Raw genomic sequence first — 23,922 nt, 5'->3', positions numbered from 1 at the left:
CGTCAATCAATAATGGGTATCGCAGTTGTTGCAGCAATGCCCGAAGGCGTGATGTGGCATCTTATTGCGTAAGCTTCAACCCCGCGGCGCATTGCCCGCTCGAATGCCCTTGCGTAAACCGGGTCTAGGTCGCCGCAGATTCGCAAGCGGGCGCAGTCATCGCGCTGGATCACGTAAAGCATGACACCACGGTGACCATTCTCAACCATGTTGCCAAGCTCGTCCAGATGTTTTGCGCCGCGGGCGGTCGGAGAATCGGGAAATTCCGCCAGATTTGCCGTGCGGGAGAAGTGCACGTTCTTCACTTCGACATAGGCCGTGGGCCGTTCCGGATCGGTCAGCAAAATGTCGATGCGGGAATTCGCGCCATATTCCTGCTCGCGCTTGAGCGCGCCATAACCGCCGAGGGCGGGCAGAAGCCCCGCCACAATGGCTTCCTCGGCGATCCGGTTGGGCAGGCCCGTATTGATGCCGACCAGCGTGCCCTGCGCTTCGACGATCTGCAGCGTGTGGGCATATTTGCGCTTGCCGTCGTCGGACAGGGACAGCCAGACGCGAATACCGGGATCGGTCAGCCCGAGCATGGAGCCGGTATTGGGTACGGAACTGGTGATCGGGCTGCCTTCATCGAGGATGATATCGGCAAGAAAGCGCTTGTAACGCTGGACCAGTCGGCCGGTGACGAGAGGGGCAGGGAAAATCATCCGCGAGATCTACCCGACCGGGGAAGGCCGGACAATCGCAAATCGCGCCTGAAACGTCAGGACAGGCCCTGAACCGTCCTGATCACATCGGCCAGGGACAGATTGGCCATGAGCATGGCAGCCGTCGCAGCAAGGCCGGCCAGAAAGAACGTCACTGTTATCTTCGTTTGTCTGCTCATGAATATGTTTTCCTGCATGGTGACATAGGATGGGAAAAACATGCTTAGATTGTGGCTCGTCTGTGCCTATTCGCAGGCACTGAACTGAGACCGAAGGCGGCGGACAGGTCAGGCCGCAGACAAAAAAGGCCTGCCTTGGGAAAGGCAGGCAAATTTGCTCTGGGGTGGGAGAATTCGGGTCGGTTTGGAGGTTAAACCGAACCCTACTGCCAGAGATCGGAATCTCAGCAGTGATTGATGATAGGTCAGGTCAGGTATGGAGCCTCATAACTTTCTTTAACAGCCGGTGACAAAGCTTGAACATGCAGGTCTGTTCTCATCGTCTGTGCTGTCTCATCCTGTATGTGCCTGCCCACGGCGGGTGAAACGCATAGGAGGAGACATGATGAACTGTAAGTTTCTCGTACCCGTTCTAGCGGTCGCTGCGTTCACATTGGCAGCTTGCGACAACAAGCCATCTGAGGGCGGCAGCAAGCCGCCTGCGACCACCCAGGAGCCCGCAAAACCCGGCGCAGCTCCAACCACTCCGGCACCGGAACCGGCAAAGCCGGCCCCTGCCAACTAGCTGCAAGGACCAAAGACAGCGCGGCCGGCTCTTGCGGGGGCTGGCCGTTTTGCATGAAAGGATAAAGCGCAGGCGTATGAGCCGGCTTCAACAATATACTGATTTTACAGGGAGAAAGCCTGGTACGCCCAAGGGGAATCGAACCCCTGTTTGCGCCGTGAAAGGGCGCCGTCCTAACCGCTAGACGATGGGCGCCTGCAGGTAAGCGGCTTATAGTGAAACAGTTTTTCGACTGCAACCCCATATTTCATTCTTTTTTGGGAAAAGTGAAAATTCTTCGCGGGGCTGTGCACAAATGCAGTGCGCATGGGCGGCCGCGAACGGCCGCAATCGATCCGGATCAGCCGCGACGGCTGCCGCAGCGCCAGTTCCAGTCGCGAGTCGGGCCAATATCCACGTGAACTGATTCGGTGTAGCAATAGGTGCCAACGCCGCCGCGACCCGGCATTGTCCGGGCAAAATTCGCCAGATCCCACTTGGAAACACCGGGAACCTGGATATCCGCCGCCGCGCAGGACATGTGGAGCGAGGCCTTGGCGCCGTTCACGAGCCGGTTGTAAGGCGGGCTGCGATAGCCTGACGTCACGATCACCGATTTGCCGAAGCGGCGTTCGATCGTTTTCAGCATGCCGACCAGTTGCGGTTTCAGGCAGGCGACATCGACGCTTTCGCGCTGAACCTTGAGCCCATTGGGGGCCAGCCGTGCAAGTCCGGCCGCCGAAGCCAGAATCACCGGTGCGGCGGCTGATTCGTCGTCGTCCTGATAAAGACTGTCGCGCTGCATGATCTGGATGCCGCCATTGGGGCGCACGCCGGGCAGGGACGACAGATGTTCGGTCGGCCGGTAGTTCGACGGCGACGGCAATCCGGCGGCGCTGGCCACCTGTACCGGCGCATTGCCGCTGAGGGCCTTGAGCTGTGCCTGCGCCTTGGGCTGAATGACGGCCACCTGACGTTTCGACGCGGCAGCTCCTGCATTGTTGGCAAAGAGGCGCACCAGCAAGCCATTGTCCTTGCCGGGTGCCGGTGCATGCGCTGCCGGTTTGGCTTCGGGAACGGTGATTGTCTGCCCGGCGCCGGCTGACGCAACCTGTGCCGCCTTGGCTTCCGCGTCCGCCTTGGTCGGCTTTGCGCCGGTTTCCGGAGCGGCATGCGATTCGGCTGCTTGCGGTTGCTCGACCGTTTCAGGCGCGGCGCTTCCGAACAGCGATGTCTTTACCGGCGGCTTTGCCACCGCGGGCGCGAAGGCTGTGACGTGCTGCCCGGTTTCCACAGTCGCTTTGGCTGCGGCCTCAGCGGCGGCTGCCTCCTTCGGTGATTGCGGATGGGCGGCAACCGTTTTGCCCTGTTCCGTCGACGCGGCGGCCTGATTGGCTGCTTTGGCGGCGTTTGTCTCGGCACCGCCTGCAAGGGCCAGTGCTTCGGGTGATGCTTTTTCCGATCCGGCTGCCGGAATCGCATCCGCATTGGCGCTGGCTGTCGCGGTGCTTGTGGTGGCTGAGGCGACGTTGAGGACGGAGCCGGCAGTCGGTGCCGATCCTGTCGACGTGCAGGACGCCGTCGCCATCGCAAAAATCGTTACGAAGCAAATAGCGGTGCTCGCCCGGAAGGCTGCTACTGAGGCTGACAGCTTGTTCAACGATTCCCCCGTCTCGTCTTTTCCGGCTCTTGCAATGGTTCAGTCCAATCCGCTTTGAGATGAGCAGGATGCTCGCGAAGTTTAGTTGAAGTGCAAAAACACCGGCAGAGAGAGCGCAAAGTTAACGATTTTTAAACGTCTCCACAAGCTCCGGGCTATAGCCAGAATGAGGCGAAAACGTGATTGGCCACCTTCCTGCCATGGTTTTCACGACCAGGATAGGCTCAAAAGCCAGCAAAACAGCGAATTTTTACACGCGGATGCGCACGTAGGTTCCCGGCGCCTCGCCGAGAATTTCTGAACCATTTTCACCGGGCTGGCGTGCGGGAACGCGCGCGTCGTCCTGCGATTCGATCCATTTTTGCCAATGATTCCACCAGGAGCCGGGATGTTCCGACGTGTTGGTGAGCCATTCATCGAACGCGCCGACGGGCGAACCGCCGGTCCAATACTGGTACTTGTTCTTGGCGGGCGGATTGACCACGCCGGCGATATGGCCGGAGCCGGCCAGGACATAGGTGACGTCGCCGCCGAAATATTTGCAGCCGGTGAAAACCGACAGTGCCGGCGCAATGTGGTCTTCCTTGGCGGCGAGATTGTAGATGGGGATTTTGACATCGCCCAGTGACAGGTTTTGCCCGGCGAGCTTCATCATCCCGCGCACCAGATTGTTGTCGAGATAGCAGTTGCGCAGGTAGTAGGAGTGGTTGGCCGCACTCATCCGCGTGGCATCGGCATTCCAGTAGAGAAGGTCGAATGGGACAGGATCGCGGCCGCGCATGTAATTGTTGACGACATAGGGCCAGATCAGGTCGCCGGAACGCAGCATGTTGAAGGCCGTCGCCATGCGCGTGCCGTCCAGATAGCCTTCGGCGGACATGGCGGCTTCCAGGGCGCGAATCTGATCCTCGTCGACGAAAACCTTGAGATCGCCCGCATAGGTGAAATCGACCTGCGTGGTGAAAAGGGTCGCGCTCCTGATCCTGTTTTCGCCTTCCTGGGCAAAAAGGGCGAGGGCGGCGCTTAGAAGCGTTCCGCCGACACAGTAGCCGATGGCATTGACCGCTTTTTCGCCCGTTGCACTCTCGATGGTGTCGAGGCCGAAGCGCAGGCCCTCATTGATGTAGGCGGTCCAGTCCTTCATGGCATGACGGTGGTCCGGATTGACCCAGGAGATCACGAACACGGTGTGCCCCTGGTCGATGGCCCATTTGATGAAGGATTTTTCCGCGTTCAGATCGAGAATGTAGAATTTGTTGATCCACGGCGGGCAGATCAGCAGCGGGCGTTTCAGCACATCCGGTGTCGCGGGTTCATACTGGATGATTTCGGCGACATCGCTGCGCGCGATAACCTTGCCGGGGGTAGTCGCGACATTTTCACCAAGGGCGAACTTGGTCATATCCGATTGCCGCAGGCGCAGGTCGCCGCCGCCGGCAACGATGTCTTCCGCCAGCATCTTCATGCCCTTGACCAGGTTTTCGCCATTGCTGGCGACCGTTTCCTTGTAGAGTTCCGGATTGGTCAGCAGGAAGTTGCTGGGCGATATCGCCGTGGTCAGCTGCTTGACGTAGAACGCCGCCTTGTGGCGCGTGTGATCGTCGAGGCCTTCGGCATGGGTGACCAGTTCGCCGGCCCAGTTTGCCGTGACGAGATAGGCCTGCTTGAGGAAGTCGAAGAAAGCGTTCCTGCCCCAGTCCTCGTCGGCGAAGCGCTTGTCGCCCTTGTCGGGCTTGACGACGTCATCGACCTGTTCGCCGCTCATGCGGCGGATGGAATTGGACCAGATGGCCATATAGCTGGCAAACAGCTTGGTCTGCGCCTCCAGCGCGCGACCCGGTTCAGACAGCCAGTATTCGGAAACACGCGAGAGGGTTTTCACCACATCGGTGACGGGATCGGCGATCGTGTCGCGCTTCAAGCCCTTTTCACGCGGCTCGACCCAGGCGGAGGCGGCCTTGCCGGCCTGTTCGATCATATGGGCGACATTGCGCGCGAAAGCTTCCGGATCCTTGATGACATATTTGTCGAGGTTCGGCGTTTTTGCACTCTTGTCGCCTGGATTATCCATATATTCGTTCCCTCCCGCTAGGTCGTGCACTCACAAATCTGGTCGAAATGGCGCCTGAAACGGCAAAAAGATGCGAGGAGAAGCGCGAAGGGCGGGGTCTTTCCCCCGACCGAGCGGTTCGACACTGCAGCTTGCAGCCGTTTCGGCGTCCGAAGGATATGGTCCATTTGCCCGGCTACTTCGTCGCAAAGCCTCAAAAATGAACCACATTTCCCTCGTCTTTGTTCCTCGTATCCGAACAAATGGCCTCATACCATTTCAACCGGGTTTATGAGTGTACGACCTCATCCTCCCGATCAGCATACTAGACATGATACCACAAGTCAGAGCAACGGACATTCAATTGCGGTCATTGTGCAGGAAAGATCACGGCCTTGTCACCATCTTCGCAGATTGTATTTCCATGGGAGAAACGGAATTGAACCCATTTGAATGTCGGTTGCTCTAATGCTATCCCTCTAACGTGCATTTCATATCACTATGATGAATATCGATTCCGGCAGTCAGGACAAACAATGAATATCTCGGTCAAAACCATCATCCGCTTCTCGGTTGGCGCCGTTCTGATTGCCGGTTTGAGCGCCTGCGCGAACACGCCGCCCGAGCCCATGTCGAATTCGCCCCTGACCGGTCCTGTCAACACCGGCACCTTTCCGGTTTTCACGCCCGATCCGAAGGGCGAGACCGCACAGCTGACGCCGCAGCAGAAGGACGATCTGCAGAAGAAGCTCGTCGCGGCCAAAGGCGGGCAGGGCAATGCCACCGCCGATCCGGCAGCCGTTGCCCGGCGCCAGGCCGAAATGAAGAAGCTGGTCCAGCAGCAGCAGGACGATTTGAAGGCTATTGAAAGCGGGCAATAGCCCATTGCCGGCAAGGTCATGAAGACACCACGAATGGGTGTCTTGCTCAGGAGAATCCCGGGCTGGGTGGCATGACGGCGATTGACCCGGCGCGCAAGGCGCGGTGTCAATGATCGCTCGACCGCCGTACAGTTTAGGTGTATAGCGCACCCGCACATTGAACCCATTTTTACCGGACCCAAACCTATGGAAGAATTTCATAAAGTTCGCCGCCTGCCACCTTACGTTTTTGAACAGGTCAATCGCCTGAAGGCGAGCGCGCGAGCGGCCGGTGCGGACATTATCGATCTGGGTATGGGCAATCCTGACCTGCCGACGCCGCAGGGCATTGTCGACAAGCTGTGCGAGGCCGTCCAGGACCCGCGCACCCATCGCTATTCCTCCTCGAAAGGCATTCCCGGTCTGCGCCGTGCCCAGGCCGCCTATTACGAGCGGCGTTTCGGCGTGAAGCTCAATCCCGACACACAGGTCGTGGCGACCCTTGGCTCCAAGGAAGGTTTTGCCAACATGGCGCAGGCGATCACCGCGCCCGGCGATGTCGTGCTGTGCCCTGATCCGACCTATCCGATCCATGCGTTCGGCTTCATCATGTCGGGCGGCGTCATCCGGTCAATTCCGGCCATGCCCGATGACCAGTTCATTCCGGCGCTGGAACGCGGTATCCGCCATTCTATTCCGAAGCCATTGGCGCTGATCCTCAACTACCCCTCCAATCCGACCGCCCACGTGGCATCGCTGGATTTCTACAAGGATGTGGTTGCCTTTGCCCGCAAGAATGAAATCATCATTCTGTCGGATCTGGCCTATTCCGAGATTTATTTCGACGACGCGCCGCCTCCGTCCGTCCTGCAGGTGCCGGGTGCGATCGATGTTGCCGTGGAGTTTACCTCCATGTCGAAGACATTCTCGATGCCGGGCTGGCGCATGGGCTTTGCCGTCGGCAATGAACGCCTGATCTCGGCGCTCACCCGGGTCAAGTCCTATCTCGATTATGGCGCGTTCACGCCCATTCAGGTTGCCGCCGCAGCCGCTCTGAATGGCGATGGTTCCGACATTGCGGAAGTGCGTGCGGTCTACAAGCATCGCCGTGATGTTCTGGTCGACAGTTTCGCCCGCGCCGGATGGGATATTCCGTCACCGGCGGCGACGATGTTTGCCTGGGCGCCGATCCCGGAAAAGTTCCGCGCCCTCGGTTCGCTGGAGTTCTCCAAGCTGCTGATCGAGCATGCGGATGTCGCCGTGGCGCCCGGCATCGGCTTCGGCGAGCATGGCGATGACTATATCCGCATCGCGCTGGTCGAGAACGAACATCGCATTCGTCAGGCAGCCCGCAACCTCAAGCGGTTCCTTGCAACGGCGGATGAAAAGCTGCACAACGTCATTCCGTTGAACGCACGCCGCTGAGCGGCATGCCGACATCGGAATTCGCGGCGCCGTCGGGCGCCGCTTCAGGCTAAAACACTTCAGGGAAATGAACGATGAGTGATGCGCTGCGCGTGGGAATCGCCGGACTGGGCACTGTTGGTGCCTCGGTCCTGAAAATTTTGCGGGACAAGGGCGACATGCTCACCCGTCAGTGCGGCAAGGAAATCATCGTCACCGCCGTGTCCGCCCGTGATGCGAAGCGGGATCGCGGCGTGGACTTCTCGTCGGCCACATGGTTCGATGATCCGGTTGCCCTGGCCAAGTCGAACAATATCGACGTGTTCATCGAACTGATCGGTGGTGACGAGGGTCCGGCGCGCGCTGCCGTCGAGGCGGCGCTGAAATCTGGCCGCCACGTGGTCACAGCCAACAAGGCGCTTCTGGCCAAGCATGGCGTGTCTCTCGCCAGGATCGCCGAGGAAAAGGGTGTCCTGTTCAACTTCGAAGCGGCGGTGGCTGGCGGCATTCCCGTCATCAAGGCTTTGCGCGAGTCCCTGACCGGCAATACCGTGTCGCGCGTCTACGGCATCATGAACGGCACCTGCAACTACATCCTGACGCGGATGTGGGACGAAGGTATTTCCTTCGAGGATTGCCTCGCCGATGCCCAGCGTCTCGGCTATGCGGAAGCCGATCCGACATTCGATATCGAGGGCAACGATACCGCGCACAAGCTGGCGATCCTGACCAGCCTTGCCTTCGGCACGCAGATTGCCGCCGATGACATTTATCTCGAAGGGATCAGCAATATCTCGCTGGCCGATATCAAGGCCGCCGATGAACTCGGCTACCGCATCAAGCTGCTTGGCGTTGCGCTGAAGACAGACAGCGGCATCGAACAGCGCGTGCATCCGACCATGGTGCCGGTCGAATCGGTGATTGCGCAGGTGCATGGCGTAACCAATGCGGTTGCCATCGAGACCGATCTTCTCGGCGAATTGCTGTTGTCGGGTCCGGGCGCCGGTGGTGCCGCCACGGCATCCGCCGTCATCGGTGATCTCGCCGACATCGCCAAGAGCCGTCCGGGCTTCCAGCACGGCCCCGTCTTCGGCACGCCGGCAAAATCGCTGGCTCCGTACAAACGCGCCAAAATGCGCTCGCACGAGGGCGGATACTTCATCCGCCTGACCGTGCATGACCGCGCGGGTGTCTTTGCGGCGATTGCCAAGCGTATGGCCGACAATGATATTTCGCTGGAATCCATCGTCCAGCGTCAGAGTGCGGAAAGCCACCCGGATGCGACCAAGACAGTCATTCTCGTCACGCACGAAACCACCGAGGCGGCTGTCAAGAAGGCGCTTGAGGGCATCGTGAAGGATGGTCATTCCACGGACAAGCCGCAGATGATCCGCATCGAACGCGCCGGCTGACACGGCCGGCCTATGACCGTTTGTAAAAGGCTTGTATTGCTTCGTGAACGGCCGCTACCCCGTTTAATCGATTAGCTTTTTCGGTGAAGGCACTTTCCTGCCGGCGGGGTCTTGCCGCTGCTCTGCGACTTTGACAAAAGGTTTGCACAGCAATGCTAGGAAGTACCCTGTTGATCCGCAAAAGGGTAATTCCCACACGAACGCAGGATAGATTATGCCGAAAACTTCTGACCAGACTTCGATGGGCCTCGACCGTATTTTGACCCTTGAGCTCGTCCGCGTGACCGAGCGTGCCGCCGTTGCCGCTGCCCGTCTGCGCGGGCGCGGCGATGAAATGGCTGCCGATCAGGCTGCCGTGGATGCCATGCGTCAGGAACTCAATCGTCTTCCCATCAGCGGTACCGTTGTCATCGGCGAGGGCGAGCGCGACGAAGCGCCGATGCTCTACATCGGTGAAGAAGTCGGCACGCGCACAGGCCCCGAGGTCGATATCGCGCTTGATCCGCTTGAAGGCACCACCATCTGCGCCAAGAACCTGCCCAACTCACTCGCCGTGATCGCGATTGCCGAAAAGGGCAACCTGCTTTACGCACCCGACGTCTACATGGAAAAGATTGCCGTCGGACCGGGCTATCCCGCCGGAATCATCCAGCTGGATGCGCCTGCGGCGGAAAACATCGCTGCTGTGGCCAAGGCCAAGGGCGTTCCGGTCAACGAGATCACCGCCTGCATCATGGACCGCCCGCGCCATGCGCGCCTGATCGAGGAAGTGCGCGCAACCGGCGCCTCCATTCGCCTCATCGGTGATGGCGATGTCGCCGGGGTGATCCACACGACCGATCCCGATGAAACCGGCATCGATATCTACATCGGCATCGGCGGTGCGCCGGAAGGCGTTCTTGCCGCAGCGGCTCTGCGCTGCATCGGCGGCCAGATGCAGGGCCGGTTGCAGCTCAACAGCGACGACAAGATTGCCCGCGCCGCCAAGATGGGCATCAGCGATCCGAAGAAGATCTACACCATGGAAGAAATGGCCAAGGGCGACGTGCTGTTCGCGGCCACGGGTGTCACCGACGGCAATATGCTGTCCGGCGTGAAATTTGCCCGCGACTACATCCAGACCCATACGATCGTCATGCGTTCGCATTCGCAGACCGTGCGCGAGATCAAGGCGAAACACCAGGACATGACAAAATTCCAGTAAGAACTGGTATTTGAAACACTTTTTGCCCTGCAGTTCCTTCGGGCTGCAGGGCATTTTGTTAACTGCGTTGATGGCTCAATAGGAAATGCCCTATTGAGGCCATGCTTTTTGAGGTATTTTCAGAGCGGGAGTTCAGATCGGTGGAACAGCCATGAATATCCGAACGAAAATAACCGGTTGCCTCGTATCAACGCTCGTTCTTCTGGGCTCGCTGAACGGTGCTTTTGCGCAGGACCCATACCTTGATCTCATTCAAGGCTATCGCTCCAATTCGATTGCCGACCGGTTTCCGCAGATGGTCGGAGCCTTTACCCTCGTCAAACACAGCGTCAATCCGCAGGATTTCAGCGTGACGGCCGAATATGAAGCCGTTGACGCCAGGGCGACGGTGACAATGGCTGGCGTCAGGGCCAGCAACAAGGATGCCGCCTATCCGATCAAGGACGGTCCCGACGATCCCGTTGTGCGCGATCTCTTTGAAAAGGCCACCCAGTACCATTCGACCCAGCCCGGCGAAATCGCGGTGCAGACAACATTGCCTTACAGCGCAGGCCGGGCAATGCCGTGCGTGACGGCGGATGCGGCACAGGAGAAGCACGCCTTCCTGGTCTGCGTGATCGGCATGCACAGCCGCTATCTGCTGATCCAGCCCGTTGCCAACTATGCCAAAGGCAGCAAGGATGCGGCCGAGCGCAGCCTTGCCGATTTCGCGACCTCGATTGCCACGACGATGAACGATCTGGGGGCACCGGCGGTCAATGGTCAGGTCGCACCCGCGACAGCCCCGCAGTAATTGCAGGTTTGTGCACCGGATTGATCGTTCGAAGCATTGCATTCGGCGCAGCCGGATGATTGAACCCTTGCATGGCACCAGAACGGCTTTTCCTCGGCATTGAACATTCTGCAACCGGTCTGAAATGGGTTGACCGGCTGGGAGCGCGTGAAGCCAATATTGCGCTCGCCATGGCGCAGAACCATGGTTTTCCCGATCTCGTCACCCGCGTTCTCGCCGGGCGCGGCGTCGGAGTGGACGATGCGCCCGCTTTCATGGACCCGACCATCAAGGGCCTGATGCCCGATCCCGCGTCACTGACCGATATGGAGAAAGCGGCCGCTCGTATCGCGCAGGCCATCGGCAAACACGAGAAGGTGGCGATTTTCGGCGATTACGATGTGGATGGCGCCTGTTCATCGGCCATTCTCTCGCGTTTTCTCACCCATTACGGCGTTGCCAACCATATCTATATCCCCGACCGGATTTTCGAGGGGTACGGGCCCAATCCGCAGGCCATGCGCGAACTGGCGCAAAATGGCGCTTCCCTGATCGTGACGGTGGATTGCGGCACCAACAGTGCAGCGGCCATCGAGGCTGCGCGCGAGGTGGGTGCCGACGTGGTTGTCCTCGACCATCATCAGGTCGGCGGCGAACTGCCGGCTGCCGCCACGGCGGTGGTCAATCCCAACCGCGAGGACGATCTGTCCGGGCAGGGCCATCTTTGCGCGGCAGGGGTGGTGTTCCTCAGCCTGGTGCAGGTTCTGCGCACGTTGCGCGCGCAGCGCATTGCAACGGGAACACTGGCGCCTGATCTGTTGTCGATGCTCGATCTGGTGGCGCTTGCCACCGTGTGCGATGTGGTGCCGCTGAAGGAGCTGAACCGCGCCTTCGTGGTCAAGGGGCTGCTCGTCGCGCGGGCGCAGCAGAATGCCGGGCTGGCCGCCCTGGCGCGGGTGTCGCGCATCGGCGAACCGCTCAGCGCCTTTCATTTCGGCTATCTCATCGGTCCGCGCATCAATGCGGGCGGGCGCATCGGCGATGCCGGGCTTGGCGCGCGGCTGCTGACGCTGGACGATCCGAACGAGGCGGCGCGGATTGCCGCCGAGCTTGACCGGCTCAACACCGAGCGGCAGGCGATGGAAACCGTGATGCTGGAGCAGGCGGAAGCCGAAGCCATGCTGGAAATGTCGAGCGGTGGCGGACCCGCCGTTCTGGTGACGGCCAGCGACGACTGGCACCCGGGCATTGTCGGCCTGATCGCGGCGCGGCTGAAGGAACGGGCCCGGCGCCCGGTCTTTGCCATCGCCTTCAATGTCAACGGCACCGGCAGCGGTTCCGGCCGTTCGATCAGCGGGTTTGATCTGGGAAAACTGGTTCGAAGTGCTGTCGACGCGGGATTGCTGGTCAAAGGCGGCGGCCATGCCATGGCGGCTGGTATCACGGTGGAGCGCGGCAAGATGGGCGCGCTGCGGGCCTTTTTCGAGGAGCAGGCGGCCGAAATGGTCGGCCAGCTGCGCGAGAACCAGTCATTGGCCATTGACGGTGCGCTCAGCGCATCGGGCGCAACGGTGCCGCTCTACGAGACCATGGAACGGGCCGGGCCGTTTGGTTCCGGCCACCCGCAGCCGGTGCTGGTGTTGCCGCACCACCGGCTCGTCGATGCCCGCACCGTCGGGACGAACCATGTCAAGGCGACGCTGGCGGGCGCCGACGGCAAGCGTATCAACGCGATTGCCTTCCGTGCAACGGGCGGGCCGCTGGGTGATTTCCTGTTCGGCAATCTCGGCCAGTCCATGCATGTGGCGGGCAATCTGGCCTTGAACCACTGGAACGGCTCGACAACCACCCAGTTCCGCATCATGGATGCCGCGCGGGCCTGATCATCTGTCAGCAGGAAATGGCAGCACCTTCTGATTCAGTTGCATTCAATGGATCGATGTTCTATTTTTGTTCTCATTCTGCAGCGAGAACAGAACCCATGCGTAAACCGACCCATCTGGAAAAGCTCTATCTGGATTTCGACAGCTTTTTTGCCAGCGCCGAGCAGCAGCTCGATCCGGCGCTGCGCAACCGGCCCATCGCGGTGGTGCCGCTGGATTCGCCGCATACAAGCGTCATTGCCGCCAGCCGCGAGGCAAAACCCTTCGGCATCAAGACGGGCACCTCTGTGCGGGATGCCCGTGCGCTCTGCCCGGATATCGTGTTTCTCGAAGCGCGGCCCGATGTCTATGTGAAGATGCATAACCGGATTCTGTCGACCATCGAGACCTGCGTGCCGATTGCCGCCGTGCGCTCGATTGACGAGGTGGCGTGCACGCTGCTGGCCTCCGAGGCCAGGGACCCGCAGGGGTTGGCGGCGCGCATCAAGCGGGCGCTGCACGATGAAATGGGCGCGGTGCTGACCTGTTCGATCGGCATTTCCCTCAACGAGCTTCTTGCCAAGATCGCCGCCGAAATGGACAAGCCCGATGGCTGTGTCGTGCTCGGCCATGACGACCTGCCGGGACGGCTATTCGACCTCCGGCTGAAGGATTTGCCCGGTATCTCCAAGGGGATGGAACAGCGCCTGGGGCAGTCCGGCGTGAACGATGTGCGCGGTCTCTGGGCGCTGGCGCCCAAACATGCCCGCGCGATCTGGAACAGTGTCGAGGGCGAGCGTTTCGTCTCGGCGCTGCATGGTTATGCCGTGGAAAAGCCGGAGACCGTCAAGCGCATGTTCGGTCATGGCCGCAATCTGCCGCCGGATTGGCGGGCGCCGGACAAGGTGCTGCAATGTGCGCGGCTGCTGTGCCTCAGTGCGGCGCGCCGTTTGCGCCGATCGCATTACCGTGCCGGAGCGCTCAGCTACACCGTCGGGACACGCTGGGATAGCCGCGTGACGGTGGAAGGCCAGTTCCGCCCGGCGCGGGATGATCACAGTTTTCTCAATTGTCTCAATGATTTGCATGAGAAATTGATCAAGGCAGGTGAAATGAAGAAGGTCAATTCGGTCACCGTCGTGCTGCATGATCTTTCCGGCGAGACGGAAGCAAGCCTTGATCTGTTCGACACGCGGGGGATGACCGAGCAGCGCGGCCAATGGGAGCGCGTTTCGGACCTACTCGACAAGGTGCGGGTACGCCATGGCTCCAAGGCGCTCAATCTCGGGCTGACGACCGGCCCCGGCAATTACATCGGCTCCAAGATTGCCTTTGGCCGGATTCCGGAACCGGAAGATTTTTGAGGAGAGATACGGGCCATATTTGCATCAGCATTGTGCGTGGTTCGACAAGCTCACCATGAGGGAGAGTGAGGATTGCAGGGAGCCAAGTTCTGCAACGTTTGTGATTGATCTTGCACCAAACCACATCCCTCATGGTGAGCTTGTCGAACCACGCACGATATGGCTCTGCAAACGCATGGTTTGTGGAAACTCGTTGCATAAAACCGGCGGCGTGTTTCCACGCCGCCGGCCATGCCATTACCGGTTGTCCAGTTCTGCGCGCACCAGTTGCAGGCCGCGCCGGGTTACCCGGTAAGGGCCGCCGCCTGACGAGGCGATGGCCCTTTTCTGTTTGAGCTTGCGGAAGAGCCTGAGGTCGCAGGCCGTGTAGCGGGCACCATCGCGGGTCAGGCAGATGATATCCGTGATGGCCTTGCGCTCATCTTTTTCAAGCAAGATTTTGCCGCCCTGGGCGAGCAGGTGAAGTATGCGCTGTTCGTGATATTCCATAGGTATCCCCTTGTTATCCTTAGTTTTCAAGGTTATAGGTGGATATCAATGGTCTAAATACGAGGTCTAAAAGATGAAAACACCTAAGAAGATTGACCGGCTACTCATCCTCAAGACCAACATCTATCAGGTGAAGATAGGCATCCCAGCCAACCTTAGGCACCATTTCGGCGGAAAGACATCATGGGTCCAATCGACAGGGACCGGGGACATCAAGACTGCAAGGCTGCGGCGTGATGAGATTGAGCATCGTGTCAGGGCCATGTTCAGGAGTTCAGGCTCAGGGGAAACCGTAAGGGAACTGGGGGCTAACCTACGTGCTCTATGGTCAACCGCAGACTACCATAGCGAGCCGGGGGAGTTCTCCCAGAGAGACCACGCTGTAGATGCCGCCCGGACTGCCGCTGGAAAGCTCACAGGACATGACAAGGAAACCTTTGAGGATGCATGGCAGGGGTTGGAAGACGTCAACTCTTACATGGCTGACTGGTTAGGAGAGGCGGGTCTCACTCCGCAGACTACCAAGGAATATACCGGCCAGATTAACAGGTTGAGCGAATGGTTCTCTAAGGACGGCATAAAACTTTCTCAGGTGACACGTAAGGTCGCTGGCAAGTATGCATCCGAGGTGATGTCAGCGATGCACCCAGCTACAGCCCGTAAACAGTTGTCAGTGTTCAAGAGCTACTGGGGATACCTGCTTGCGCGGGGCCATGCTGACGAAGACTTAGGGAACGTTTGGAAGGACCAGCTACTCCCAAGGAAATCCAAGATGGGCGATAAGGAAGCCATGGACAAGGAGAGGGAGCTTACGAGGGCTGAAATCAACACTCTGGTCAACGGTGGCGGCACAGCCGATGCATTCCGGGCTGACGTGCTGGCCGAGCTTGTCAGGTTTGGCATCCTATCAGGGATGCGATTGAGCGAGATACTCCGGCAGACCGTAGAGAGCGCCACTGTGATCAAGGTTGCTGCGGACGGCACACCTATACAGTGCTTTGACCTAGCCAAGAGCAAGACCCGTGCTGGCGTTAGGGTCATCCCGGTGCACTCTGGTTTGATAGCAGCCGTTGCTAAGAGAGCCGAAGGGAAGCGCAAGGGTGACCTTCTGTTCCCTGAGTGGTCCGACACAGAGAACCCAAAGGGCGAGGTGAGCAAGGCGTTCAGGAAGTACCGGGAGGAGTTGGGCGTTGATGACAAGCGTATCGGGCGTAGGAGATCGCTGGTTAACTTCCACAGCACAAGGAAGACCTTCGTTGAATTTGCGCGTCATGCGGGTCAACCTGAGACTACCATAGCGGATACGGTGGGCCATAGTACGGGCGAGAAGAAGCTCATCACCTTTGAGGTGTATTCATCCGGGGCAAGCATCGAGCAGAAGAAGGCATGCGTAGAAGCTGTGAAGCTTTGAGAGGGGCGGGTGTTGCTGGGTACTGTAGGAACCACCCCTTGGTCATACCAACGCAGGGACCGGAGGCCGCTATGGATCAGACAACGCCCGGATAGTTGCCACGATAAATGGCTACGGAGAGGTCTCCGCTAAATGCTCCTCGGTGACCTCATCAAACCAGAAGCAAATCTCGATATTCCTCAGGTCATTCCATGATGTCCGTGCGTCCAGTGCGAGCTTGAGAATGCGATCTAAGTTGATGTCGGTGTTTTTTCTTCGCTGGATATCTCGTATCGAAAACTCACCGTTGGGGTCTTGATCAAGATGGCCGTGGGCTAGTTTATTCCGTTCCCCACCAAGCCTTCGAAGCTCACTCACAGGAAGACGATCTAGCTGGGGCAGCGCGGACGCGAGCAGTTCAAGAGCCGTAACCCGTCTTTCGAAATTGTCTTCGATCAGCCTTTTTGTGAGATGACCTTTTCTGGTTTCGGCAAGCGCCAAGATCACAAGATCAGTTGTTAGGCTTTCGATACTGTTGAAGGCCACGAGAAACTGACCCAGTGCGGCCTCATATTGCTGTTGAAAATCGTCTACTGCCATCTGTTATCTTCCTATCCACTCCAACATTCGCTGTAGTTTTAATTCCCTAACTGGAGAATGATTCGATGACCACTAAAGACGAGTCCCAAATAGACGAATACGTATTTATAAAAGCCAAAGACACGACGACGGATGTACGTATAGCAGTGGCGCTAGAGTTCATCGCATCGCAAGTGGGTGAAATAAATCGCGGCATTGATCATCTTAACACGCAGATGGACTCGCTGATCGCCAACGTTTCATAAGGTAGCCGATAGCGAACCCGGGGCCCGAATGGTGGAATAAAAATGCCACAAAAGTTCGAGGTCCCCAATCAGAATGGGGAATGACGCAAAATCCCCCGGGTGGGTGTCGTCGCCCCAGATGGCCTGCCGAGGAACATGACTCAGCGTGGCATGTCCAACTTGTGGCAACTCACGTCACCAGCGCCACCTGAGAGCAACGTGGGGAGGCATGCGTTCACTTGCGATCTCTTTCCCGTTCATCCTAGACGGGCCCCGACGTTGCCCCTAGGCTCTGGCGCGTCTCCACACCAATTAGAAGGTGATTATGTCTCAACTTGAACATGCCGATTGGCAAGGCCCTGAAGATCGGATGCCTGAGGCTGAGGTCTCGATACGCTTAGCGGAATACCTCAGTGAGCTAGACGGGTTCGATGGTCACGTTGATGTTGCCATTGATGGCGCTTCGGTGGCCGTGCAGGGTGCGGTCATCTTCGACATTGCATCTTACATGCGCACTTACGGCTGGTCTTTGATCGCAGGATCATCAACGGGCAAGAACGCTTGGGCTGCCACGTATGGGAGGAACGGTGCCACAATGAAAGTGCACTCCCATCCCGGCAAAGGCGATGTTGTGGCCTCTATAGGTGGTCGTAAGGTTATTGCTGAGTGCAAGAAGGGGCCGCTCATCATGAAAGTGGGTAGTCCAGAGCTTCCACTTCTCTATGCAGCGCTTGGGCAGGCCATCCTGTTCAACGCGGATGAAGACGACATTGTTATTGCTGCGGTCCCTGACACGTCGAGGTTCCAGCGCATAGCGGCAGACTGGCGGGAGCGACCACGATTGAAAAGGGCTGGCATTCAGATTGTCTTGGTTAGCAGAACGGGGGCTGTGTCGGGTTTAGTTCTCTGAGTGCAATCTCTGTCTTAAAAGTATACTCACAAGACCTCTTTCGTGCCCCTCATCAAATGCCCTGTTTACAATGTCTCGCGAATGTCTTAGAAGATGCATTCTTATTACTCTTAACAAGCGAGACAAGCAGAATGGCAATGATTGGATACGGGCGGGTTTCATCAGTCGGGCAATCCCTTGATGTTCAGGTGGAGAGGCTGACCATGGCTGGGGTTGTGGCTGAGCACCTTCACACTGAGAAGCTGAGCGGCAAGGACAGGGACCGACCAGCCCTTAAGCAGGCGCTGATGACGCTACGGTCGGGGGACGTGTTCGTGGTGACCAAGATCGACAGGCTTGCCAGATCGACATCCGACCTCTTGAACATCATCAAAGAGATCGAAGCGAAAGGTGCATCCTTCAAGGTTCTGGACCAGAGCATCGACACAGCGACATCATCAGGCAGGCTGACATTGTCCATCCTTGCGAGCGTGGCTGAGTTCGAACTGAGCATCCGGGCTGAGAGGCAGGCGGATGGCATAAGGAAGGCCATGGTGGACCCAAAGACGAAGTTAGGTGCACGGGTGGCACAGAAGGGAAGCAGGCAGGTTGAGGTGAAGCGGCTGCATGCGGAGAAGCGGTCTATCAAAGAGATCATGGAACTGACCGGGATATCCAAGGCTAGCGTTTACAGGCTCTTGGAATTGTGAAGCCGGGCATGGGCAACACTTAAAGCGTTGTCTTTTTTGCGAAGGACTGCGGAAGGCAAAGTGAATTCGTTTCACTTAGCGCTGGCATCAGTGCACCAGAGCAGGCATCAGCGGCCTAACATGCACCTCTAGCTACAACGAAGCGCTTTCGGTCATCGCAGGACCTAACATGCACCACTAGCTATATGAATGCCGTTGCTCGCAGGCGCTCCGCTCCCCGGTTCTTCTAGGACACCTTGGCTCACTCTGGCGGGCCTCTGGACCTAACCACCCCCTCTGGCACTACGAAATGCTTTCGGCTGGCGCGTAGGCAGGTGCCGAGCATCAGGGACGTTAGGTGCCCCCCTAGCTATCTCATGACGAAATGGCCGGCGGACATTGGCCCACCCCCTAGCTACAACGAAACGCTTTCGGGTCTCACTCGCGATTTCGAATAACCCCACCCCTAGCATTAATCTCATGATTTCGGCCTTTTGGGGGGTTAGGTATACCCCTAGAACTACGAAGCAGCTTTCGTGTCTCTCAGGACACCTTGGCCCACTCCGGTGAGTGCCTCGGCATGAATGCCTGTAGGCTTAGGACCTAACCACCCCATCTAGCACTTTCCCGCGATGGTATTTCTGATTGCCGCTCTTTGGACGTTATGGTGAGGCCTAGCTGTACACCGGCAAGTTCGAAGCTATGGGGCCCCACTAGGTACGACAACGGCGTCTCAGGACGTTAGGTACCCCCCTAGCAATTCACATCCGCAAATCTGGTGTGCTCCGAAGTCAAACCCATGGGCTCCTACGTGGGGGATGGTTTCGTTGAGCACCCTTGGTTTGCGGATTGTTTTTCGGAGGATGAGCACACCTTCCCTACCATGTAGTGGGCCAAATCCTCGCCGATGTCTTTGTGGTCATCAGTGCTTTTGGAACATGAGCAGAAATAGACCAACCCCAGCCACCCAAGCCCACCGAGAGGAACTTAAGCCAATGAATATAACACCAGCACCAACTTATGCCGCCCTTTCGCGGGGCCGGATACGCCATGCAGTACACCCCGACATCGTCAATTCATGGGCTGTGTGCGCTGCCGACATTCAGATCATGGAACGCGAACGAAAGCGGGACGATACCCGTGTTGAGTTGCCGAAACATGTCGAGCGTCTATCGAGCATCGCAGCTTACAATGTCCGGCTGGAATGCCACATGGCTAACCAGAGGGTGGCGGTCTCTCGGCAAGGGCAGGAAGTCTATGCGCCCATCACGCTTTCCTATGATGATCAGGACCTTGAAGGCTTTGACTTCCATCAGGCGTTCGAGGACCTCAGGGCGCGTTGCGAGAACTATGTCGGACCGCAGGACACCCCGGCCTTCAAGTGCCTGAAGGATAATGCGGCATCGCAGAAAACGCAGGAACACCTATGGCATGTCCGGGCGGGTAATGAGGTAGTTAATCCCGAAACGGGTGAGATCACCGTAGTCCCAGAACGTGACATATACGCCGCTGGGGACAGGAAGTTATCCGACGTTGCCAAAGGTCTCGGAAGCGGCACTCGGCGGTCCAGAGCCTTCCTTGTGTCAATAGGGATGCTTCACACTGAAGTTGAAATGAAGACGGTTCACATGCTCACAGACCCGAACCAGTCACGACCAGAATACAGTGACCGGCTAAGAGTATCTGAGTGGGCTGTGAAGATGGGGCATGCCAAGCAGACCAAAAGCGGAAATGGCCGGGGCCTTGACTGGATAACTGCGACGGGGATGACCTATATCGAGGCCATGGTGCAACTGGAGAAGGCGTTCGCTGAACCTGTGGTTGCCAAGGTGAGGGCCGCTGACCAGATCAGGGCATTGCTGGCGATTGAGCCGGACATGCGACAGGTTGATATCGTGAAGCGAACGGGCTTGTCCAAGATGACCGTACACAGATGCCTCGTGAAATGTGCCTGATGAAAAGGTAACATTTCCCATCCTTGCGCATTATAGAACCAAAGTTATCTTACGGTGGCTTCATGGTGTCGGTTAAGATGAATTACCCGAACTGATCCCATCACCTTTTCCCATTAATACCGACTGAAGCGTACCTCCCAGCACCGTGACAATTGATATACGCAATGCGGAGGTGATCTTCAGTTTGATCATGGTGCAAATGAGTTGAGGGCCATCCGGCGGCCCCCATCTAAATCCTTCCCATAACACTGACCACAGCTTCCTTCGAATAACCATGACAATGGGAAAACGAGTACGAAGGGCTATGTGGTCAGGCATGCAATGGAGCTTGCGCTCTTTCTGTGCGTGGTCTCCCGGGAATAATTCCCCCAAGGTGTCGAGATACACAATTTGGATAACCGGGAACCAGATGACCAAAGACTGCTCTCGTTAATACAATCCAGATGACCGAGATTTGGTCCCCGTCATGCGGGGCCGCTCAACCTGCCTGCTCAAACATTCAGCCAAACATCAGCGAGCAATTCACCTTGCATATCCCAGTAACTGGGTGAGCCAAGGAACACGCTCGTTACACCCAGAGCAATGCTCAAGATGGATCCCCTCATCGGGGGCCTTCACACCAAAACCCACAGACATCAGCGCTGATACACCTTGAAGCTCCTCGTAACGAGGTTGGCCAAGGACAGCCAGCGTTCATCCAAAATCCTACCCAACGGAGCACTCAACAGCCAGATGACCGATCAACTCATGAAACAGTTCCACCTGAAGACGCCACAGAACATCCAATCAATGACCAAGTCCGAGTTCGTACAGCGAACGAAAGAACTGGCCTACGCCCGAGCCGAGGATGTGTATCGCATCTGGCTACGGGGCACGAACGGCAAGGCTTATGCCAGCCAATTCCCATTCAACCCATACTTTAAGCGCGGACTACACTCATGACAAAAGCACAACTACCGTACAACCAATACTCCAAGCGAGCAGACATCCGAACAGTAGGCACCGACGCAACAATCAAACGGACCCAGCCAAACTGGTTGGTAGAGTGCGTCAAGGTAGGCATTCCCCTTTACAGCTTGCCAGAGGCACCAGCAGCCAACGCCACCCATGCCGAAAAGACCAAGTACACATGGAAACTGCGGAAGCTCTGGTCCAAGAAGACCGGACGGAAGATCGAACGCCTGACACCCACAGGCTACAATGACAAGGAAACCCTAAAGCGCAGGGCTAGAAACATCGCCATCCCATCAGGCGTGGCTGTGATTGACGCCGTTCTGGGCAAGCCAAAGGGGGCGCGTAGGGGCCGTGAGAGCGTTGAACAGCTTATAGCCACCGAGGAACACAGCGTAGCCCTAGAGGTCCACAGTGGATCACCCTGGACGAATATTGACACCCGCGTGGCCGACGCAGATGCCGATAGGCTGTCTGGGGTCTCCTCCACGGTAAAGCCCGGATATCGCTGGGTCCGTGACGATGCACTTCCGTCTGAGAAGGTGGAGACGCGCAACACCTCAGTGACCGAGGCGGTTCATAGGACAGTCCGCCGTATGCCTAGCGGCGCTGTGTATTCTCAGCCATGAGCAGCCCCAGCGATAGCACCCCGGCCACCGTATATGCACCAGCGGCAACCCCAGTGGCATTTGAGATGGCTCAGGCATTCCCTGAAGTTGGCGGAAAGATACTTGAGCCGTCCACAGTCGCAATCGGCATTCGCTACGTGTTGATCAAACATCGGCCTGAGAGCTGGTCAGACCTCGCTGGTCATCTTGGGATCACCGAGGAACAGTGCCGACACGCATCGAACAGCATGGGTCTTATCCATGGGATTTGGGACTGCGGAGAAGCAGCCCTGAATGAACAGTTTGACCGCTATGCCGATGAGAATGCCACCTTCAACCATAAGGCGCGTCTGGCAGCCGTCAGGCAGCACTATGCAGAGGGGCGGGATGATCAAGGCTTTGCCCTTCCACAGGCAACGGCTGAGGTCTCCAAGTATAGGTTCCCGACTGACCACCGAAGACCGGGACATCCGAACGCCGCCGCCAAGGAACTCATCGAAGCTGTAGAAGCATCCAAGGCAATAAGCTGGGATGACCTCTCGGTCAAACTCGACTGTAATCTTGGTGACCTCATGGACTTCTGCAAGTTGCTGTCGAGTGAATACAGCTTCTATCAACTCTCCATGCGCAGCCTCTACGACTACTTCCATGGCAATGCCGCAAGGCAGGCCGCACAGGCTCTTGCCGAGCAACCCACTACCATCAACCAATCAAACCCAACTACAACAATCTAAGGAAATAACATGTCATCATATATGGGCTATCAGGCTGGTTCAGAAACTTCCAGCAATGCAATTGTTGACCGGACACCAACCTTAACCGACGGAACGATCGAAGCTCTTGGCGGAATGGGTAAAGTCGCCCGCAACCGCCTTCTATCATCCATGGACGCACAGGCAGCGGCGCATGCAGCCGATATTGCCGAGAAGATCAAACTTATGCCGTGGATGGAAGAGGCCGTTCGCTCTGGTGATGCGGCGGCAGCACGTGCAATGCAAGGACGTTCTCAGAGGATGACTATCGTTGATGGTCAGGGCGTCTACACAGACCTAACCCCAGACTACAAGCAAGTGGGGCGTTCAGCGTTGGGCATGCATGCCACCGACCCAGCCACCGTCAACATCCGGGTCCACGGCATCGAGATGTCTCCAGATCAGGCCAAGGATTATCTGAAGCAGGGTCTCATCACCAAGGCGCAGCACACCGCCGGTCTTGAACAGGCAATGTCAGACGCGGGCAACAAGGGCTGGAAAGCTCCGCGCTAATAGCACTCTCACACAGCGACGTTTGAACAGAGGGGACCTTCGGGTCCTCTTTTCGTTTGAAGCCGCTCCACGACATTAGACAGGAAGAACAAACACCTATGCAGATCGAACTAGCGGGCAGCTACATGGCTCGCACGACATACAGAGCAGTCCCGTTTGAAATCACAACCAAGGGTAAAGACCCCGTGCCGGTTCTCGCAAGGGAACTCATGAAACGCGGGGCACCAGCCGACACCATCGCCACCGTACTCCGCTCGGGGAAACCCATCTGGAAACGTAATAGGACCCTAGGCGGCTGGGGTGCCATCTCGATTACCGAAAATGACAAGGGCATCATCTGGCAGCGGTACGTCCCGCACCCGATGGCCGTCGCTCGTGATGCGGCAGCGGCCCGTTCAGGGCGTCGCCCTTGCACACAGGCAGAACTCCCAGCATGAACACCGTCATAAACCTACAGGCAGTCCGCTTTGACCGAGCAGTCACCCGCCTCTCTGAGGACCTCACTGCCTTCGCTGATAACCCAAGCTGGTTTAATTCCAGCAACCCCGCAGACTATCCGCCGGAGTTGGAACCAGAGCTAGTCGAGTGGGCCGCTGGTATCGCAAAGATGGCTGAAGAGGCACAGGCATTGTTAGATCAAGACGAATGCAAGACCGAGCCTTCCTACGTCTAAGGATATGGCGGGTATCCCGGGAACAGACACTCTCCAATGGGATCCGGGATGCCGTCCTACTCCTTAGAACTGGCCAGTATCCCGACATTGAAAGCCTTGCTCAGGCGATGCGCCTTTCGGTCCCAGCCACCAGATGGCGCTTAAGGGAAGCCGTTCTCCGTGGTCTCGTTACCC

22 protein-coding genes and 1 tRNA gene are annotated in these 23,922 nt (G+C 57.8%); 16 read left to right on the top strand and 7 right to left on the bottom strand.

The window, feature by feature from the left end; all coding sequences use genetic code 11:
* Window positions 1–2 precede the first annotated feature (2 nt).
* From sfsA to phaC, 5 genes are all read right to left on the bottom strand, one after another.
* A complete protein-coding gene (gene sfsA, locus ACZ5FP_RS13295) occupies window positions 3–704 on the bottom strand; it encodes a DNA/RNA nuclease SfsA (RefSeq protein ID WP_464660643.1) in 702 nt (233 codons plus the stop codon).
* A 56-nt stretch (window positions 705–760) separates the two neighbouring features.
* Window positions 761–883 carry a hypothetical protein gene (locus ACZ5FP_RS13290; RefSeq protein ID WP_264319114.1) on the bottom strand — a complete coding sequence of 41 codons (123 nt, stop codon included), beginning with the start codon at window positions 881–883 and terminating at the stop codon, window positions 761–763.
* A gap of 685 nt (window positions 884–1,568) precedes the next feature.
* A tRNA-Glu gene (locus ACZ5FP_RS13285) sits at window positions 1,569–1,643 on the bottom strand.
* Between the two features lie 145 nt (window positions 1,644–1,788).
* The gene (locus ACZ5FP_RS13280) at window positions 1,789–3,015 is read right to left on the bottom strand and encodes a YcbK family protein (protein ID WP_464660641.1); all 1,227 of its coding nucleotides are present in this window, start codon (window positions 3,013–3,015) and stop codon (window positions 1,789–1,791) included.
* 322 nt (window positions 3,016–3,337) lie between these two features.
* Entirely contained in the window at window positions 3,338–5,158 is a 1,821-nt protein-coding gene (gene phaC / locus ACZ5FP_RS13275) for a class I poly(R)-hydroxyalkanoic acid synthase (RefSeq protein WP_403175192.1), read from the bottom strand.
* Window positions 5,159–5,673: 515 nt separating this feature from the next.
* Here phaC and ACZ5FP_RS13270 point away from each other — a divergent pair.
* The 7 genes from ACZ5FP_RS13270 to ACZ5FP_RS13240 all read left to right on the top strand — a co-directional run bounded on the left by ACZ5FP_RS13270 (window position 5,674) and on the right by ACZ5FP_RS13240 (window position 14,015).
* Window positions 5,674–6,018 carry a flagellar basal body L-ring protein FlgH gene (locus ACZ5FP_RS13270; RefSeq protein WP_223613186.1) on the top strand — a complete coding sequence of 115 codons (345 nt, stop codon included), beginning with the start codon at window positions 5,674–5,676 and terminating at the stop codon, window positions 6,016–6,018.
* Window positions 6,019–6,204: 186 nt separating this feature from the next.
* Entirely contained in the window at window positions 6,205–7,422 is a 1,218-nt protein-coding gene (locus ACZ5FP_RS13265; RefSeq protein ID WP_223613187.1) for an LL-diaminopimelate aminotransferase, read from the top strand.
* A 74-nt stretch (window positions 7,423–7,496) separates the two neighbouring features.
* The gene (locus ACZ5FP_RS13260; RefSeq protein ID WP_464660638.1) at window positions 7,497–8,813 is read left to right on the top strand and encodes a homoserine dehydrogenase; all 1,317 of its coding nucleotides are present in this window, start codon (window positions 7,497–7,499) and stop codon (window positions 8,811–8,813) included.
* A 214-nt stretch (window positions 8,814–9,027) separates the two neighbouring features.
* Window positions 9,028–10,017: a class II fructose-bisphosphatase gene (glpX, locus tag ACZ5FP_RS13255; protein ID WP_105732619.1), complete on the top strand. Its 990-nt coding sequence runs from the start codon at window positions 9,028–9,030 to the stop codon at window positions 10,015–10,017.
* 151 nt (window positions 10,018–10,168) lie between these two features.
* Window positions 10,169–10,810 (top strand): hypothetical protein, encoded by a 642-nt coding sequence (locus ACZ5FP_RS13250; RefSeq protein ID WP_464660636.1) that lies wholly within the window; start codon window positions 10,169–10,171, stop codon window positions 10,808–10,810.
* A gap of 71 nt (window positions 10,811–10,881) precedes the next feature.
* On the top strand, window positions 10,882–12,672 hold the full coding sequence (gene recJ, locus ACZ5FP_RS13245) for a single-stranded-DNA-specific exonuclease RecJ (protein WP_464660634.1): 1,791 nt from the start codon (window positions 10,882–10,884) through the stop codon (window positions 12,670–12,672).
* Window positions 12,673–12,770: 98 nt separating this feature from the next.
* On the top strand, window positions 12,771–14,015 hold the full coding sequence (locus tag ACZ5FP_RS13240) for a Y-family DNA polymerase (protein ID WP_464660632.1): 1,245 nt from the start codon (window positions 12,771–12,773) through the stop codon (window positions 14,013–14,015).
* A 237-nt stretch (window positions 14,016–14,252) separates the two neighbouring features.
* Here ACZ5FP_RS13240 and ACZ5FP_RS13235 read toward each other — a convergent pair whose 3' ends face one another.
* Window positions 14,253–14,510: a YjhX family toxin gene (locus ACZ5FP_RS13235; protein WP_464663263.1), complete on the bottom strand. Its 258-nt coding sequence runs from the start codon at window positions 14,508–14,510 to the stop codon at window positions 14,253–14,255.
* A 67-nt stretch (window positions 14,511–14,577) separates the two neighbouring features.
* Between ACZ5FP_RS13235 and ACZ5FP_RS13230 the strand changes: the two genes are divergently transcribed.
* The gene (locus ACZ5FP_RS13230) at window positions 14,578–15,915 is read left to right on the top strand and encodes a DUF6538 domain-containing protein (RefSeq protein ID WP_464660630.1); all 1,338 of its coding nucleotides are present in this window, start codon (window positions 14,578–14,580) and stop codon (window positions 15,913–15,915) included.
* Window positions 15,916–16,026: 111 nt separating this feature from the next.
* On the opposite strand, the gene ACZ5FP_RS13225 is transcribed toward ACZ5FP_RS13230, so the two are convergent.
* Window positions 16,027–16,494 carry a hypothetical protein gene (locus tag ACZ5FP_RS13225; protein ID WP_464660628.1) on the bottom strand — a complete coding sequence of 156 codons (468 nt, stop codon included), beginning with the start codon at window positions 16,492–16,494 and terminating at the stop codon, window positions 16,027–16,029.
* Between the two features lie 65 nt (window positions 16,495–16,559).
* Here ACZ5FP_RS13225 and ACZ5FP_RS13220 point away from each other — a divergent pair, with 65 nt between their 5' ends.
* The 8 genes from ACZ5FP_RS13220 (at window position 16,560) to ACZ5FP_RS13185 (ending at window position 23,748) form a co-directional block, all read left to right on the top strand.
* On the top strand, window positions 16,560–16,739 hold the full coding sequence (locus ACZ5FP_RS13220) for a hypothetical protein (protein WP_464660627.1): 180 nt from the start codon (window positions 16,560–16,562) through the stop codon (window positions 16,737–16,739).
* A gap of 304 nt (window positions 16,740–17,043) precedes the next feature.
* Window positions 17,044–17,628 (top strand): hypothetical protein, encoded by a 585-nt coding sequence (locus ACZ5FP_RS13215; protein WP_464660625.1) that lies wholly within the window; start codon window positions 17,044–17,046, stop codon window positions 17,626–17,628.
* A gap of 131 nt (window positions 17,629–17,759) precedes the next feature.
* Window positions 17,760–18,317 carry a recombinase family protein gene (locus ACZ5FP_RS13210; RefSeq protein ID WP_464660623.1) on the top strand — a complete coding sequence of 186 codons (558 nt, stop codon included), beginning with the start codon at window positions 17,760–17,762 and terminating at the stop codon, window positions 18,315–18,317.
* A gap of 1,190 nt (window positions 18,318–19,507) precedes the next feature.
* A complete protein-coding gene (locus ACZ5FP_RS13205) occupies window positions 19,508–20,251 on the top strand; it encodes a hypothetical protein (protein ID WP_464660621.1) in 744 nt (247 codons plus the stop codon).
* Window positions 20,252–21,189: 938 nt separating this feature from the next.
* The gene (locus ACZ5FP_RS13200; protein WP_464660619.1) at window positions 21,190–21,831 is read left to right on the top strand and encodes a hypothetical protein; all 642 of its coding nucleotides are present in this window, start codon (window positions 21,190–21,192) and stop codon (window positions 21,829–21,831) included.
* Window positions 21,832–21,896: 65 nt separating this feature from the next.
* Complete coding sequence (locus tag ACZ5FP_RS13195; RefSeq protein ID WP_464660618.1) at window positions 21,897–22,544, top strand: hypothetical protein; 648 nt, start codon at window positions 21,897–21,899, stop codon at window positions 22,542–22,544.
* A 9-nt stretch (window positions 22,545–22,553) separates the two neighbouring features.
* Window positions 22,554–23,075: a hypothetical protein gene (locus ACZ5FP_RS13190; RefSeq protein ID WP_464660617.1), complete on the top strand. Its 522-nt coding sequence runs from the start codon at window positions 22,554–22,556 to the stop codon at window positions 23,073–23,075.
* 433 nt (window positions 23,076–23,508) lie between these two features.
* Complete coding sequence (locus tag ACZ5FP_RS13185) at window positions 23,509–23,748, top strand: hypothetical protein (protein WP_464660615.1); 240 nt, start codon at window positions 23,509–23,511, stop codon at window positions 23,746–23,748.
* The last annotated feature ends 174 nt before the right edge of the window (window positions 23,749–23,922 follow it).

It is taken from the genome of Phyllobacterium sp. T2-21 (genome assembly GCF_055378485.1).
The sequence above is the reverse complement of the archived record's forward strand: the minus strand, read 5'-3'. Positions and strand labels throughout refer to the sequence as shown.

Bases quoted from the DNA above. Each gene is read 5' to 3' on its own strand.
- ACZ5FP_RS13190 (WP_464660617.1), top strand. From the start codon at position 22,554: ATGTCATCATATATGGGCTATCAGGCTGGTTCAGAAACTTCCAGCAAT.
- ACZ5FP_RS13260 (WP_464660638.1), top strand. From the start codon at position 7,497: ATGAGTGATGCGCTGCGCGTGGGAATCGCCGGACTGGGCACTGTTGGT.
- ACZ5FP_RS13280 (WP_464660641.1), bottom strand. From the start codon at position 3,015: ATGGCGACGGCGTCCTGCACGTCGACAGGATCGGCACCGACTGCCGGC.
- recJ (WP_464660634.1), top strand. From the start codon at position 10,882: ATGGCACCAGAACGGCTTTTCCTCGGCATTGAACATTCTGCAACCGGT.
- ACZ5FP_RS13210 (WP_464660623.1), top strand. From the start codon at position 17,760: ATGGCAATGATTGGATACGGGCGGGTTTCATCAGTCGGGCAATCCCTT.
- ACZ5FP_RS13205 (WP_464660621.1), top strand. From the start codon at position 19,508: ATGGCTAACCAGAGGGTGGCGGTCTCTCGGCAAGGGCAGGAAGTCTAT.
- ACZ5FP_RS13215 (WP_464660625.1), top strand. From the start codon at position 17,044: ATGTCTCAACTTGAACATGCCGATTGGCAAGGCCCTGAAGATCGGATG.
- ACZ5FP_RS13250 (WP_464660636.1), top strand. From the start codon at position 10,169: ATGAATATCCGAACGAAAATAACCGGTTGCCTCGTATCAACGCTCGTT.
- ACZ5FP_RS13270 (WP_223613186.1), top strand. From the start codon at position 5,674: ATGAATATCTCGGTCAAAACCATCATCCGCTTCTCGGTTGGCGCCGTT.
- glpX (WP_105732619.1), top strand. From the start codon at position 9,028: ATGCCGAAAACTTCTGACCAGACTTCGATGGGCCTCGACCGTATTTTG.
- ACZ5FP_RS13240 (WP_464660632.1), top strand. From the start codon at position 12,771: ATGCGTAAACCGACCCATCTGGAAAAGCTCTATCTGGATTTCGACAGC.
- ACZ5FP_RS13195 (WP_464660618.1), top strand. From the start codon at position 21,897: ATGGCTCAGGCATTCCCTGAAGTTGGCGGAAAGATACTTGAGCCGTCC.
- phaC (WP_403175192.1), bottom strand. From the start codon at position 5,158: ATGGATAATCCAGGCGACAAGAGTGCAAAAACGCCGAACCTCGACAAA.
- ACZ5FP_RS13290 (WP_264319114.1), bottom strand. From the start codon at position 883: ATGAGCAGACAAACGAAGATAACAGTGACGTTCTTTCTGGCCGGCCTT.
- ACZ5FP_RS13185 (WP_464660615.1), top strand. From the start codon at position 23,509: ATGAACACCGTCATAAACCTACAGGCAGTCCGCTTTGACCGAGCAGTC.
- sfsA (WP_464660643.1), bottom strand. From the start codon at position 704: ATGATTTTCCCTGCCCCTCTCGTCACCGGCCGACTGGTCCAGCGTTAC.
- ACZ5FP_RS13230 (WP_464660630.1), top strand. From the start codon at position 14,578: ATGAAAACACCTAAGAAGATTGACCGGCTACTCATCCTCAAGACCAAC.
- ACZ5FP_RS13225 (WP_464660628.1), bottom strand. From the start codon at position 16,494: ATGGCAGTAGACGATTTTCAACAGCAATATGAGGCCGCACTGGGTCAG.
- ACZ5FP_RS13220 (WP_464660627.1), top strand. From the start codon at position 16,560: ATGACCACTAAAGACGAGTCCCAAATAGACGAATACGTATTTATAAAA.
- ACZ5FP_RS13265 (WP_223613187.1), top strand. From the start codon at position 6,205: ATGGAAGAATTTCATAAAGTTCGCCGCCTGCCACCTTACGTTTTTGAA.
- ACZ5FP_RS13200 (WP_464660619.1), top strand. From the start codon at position 21,190: ATGACAAAAGCACAACTACCGTACAACCAATACTCCAAGCGAGCAGAC.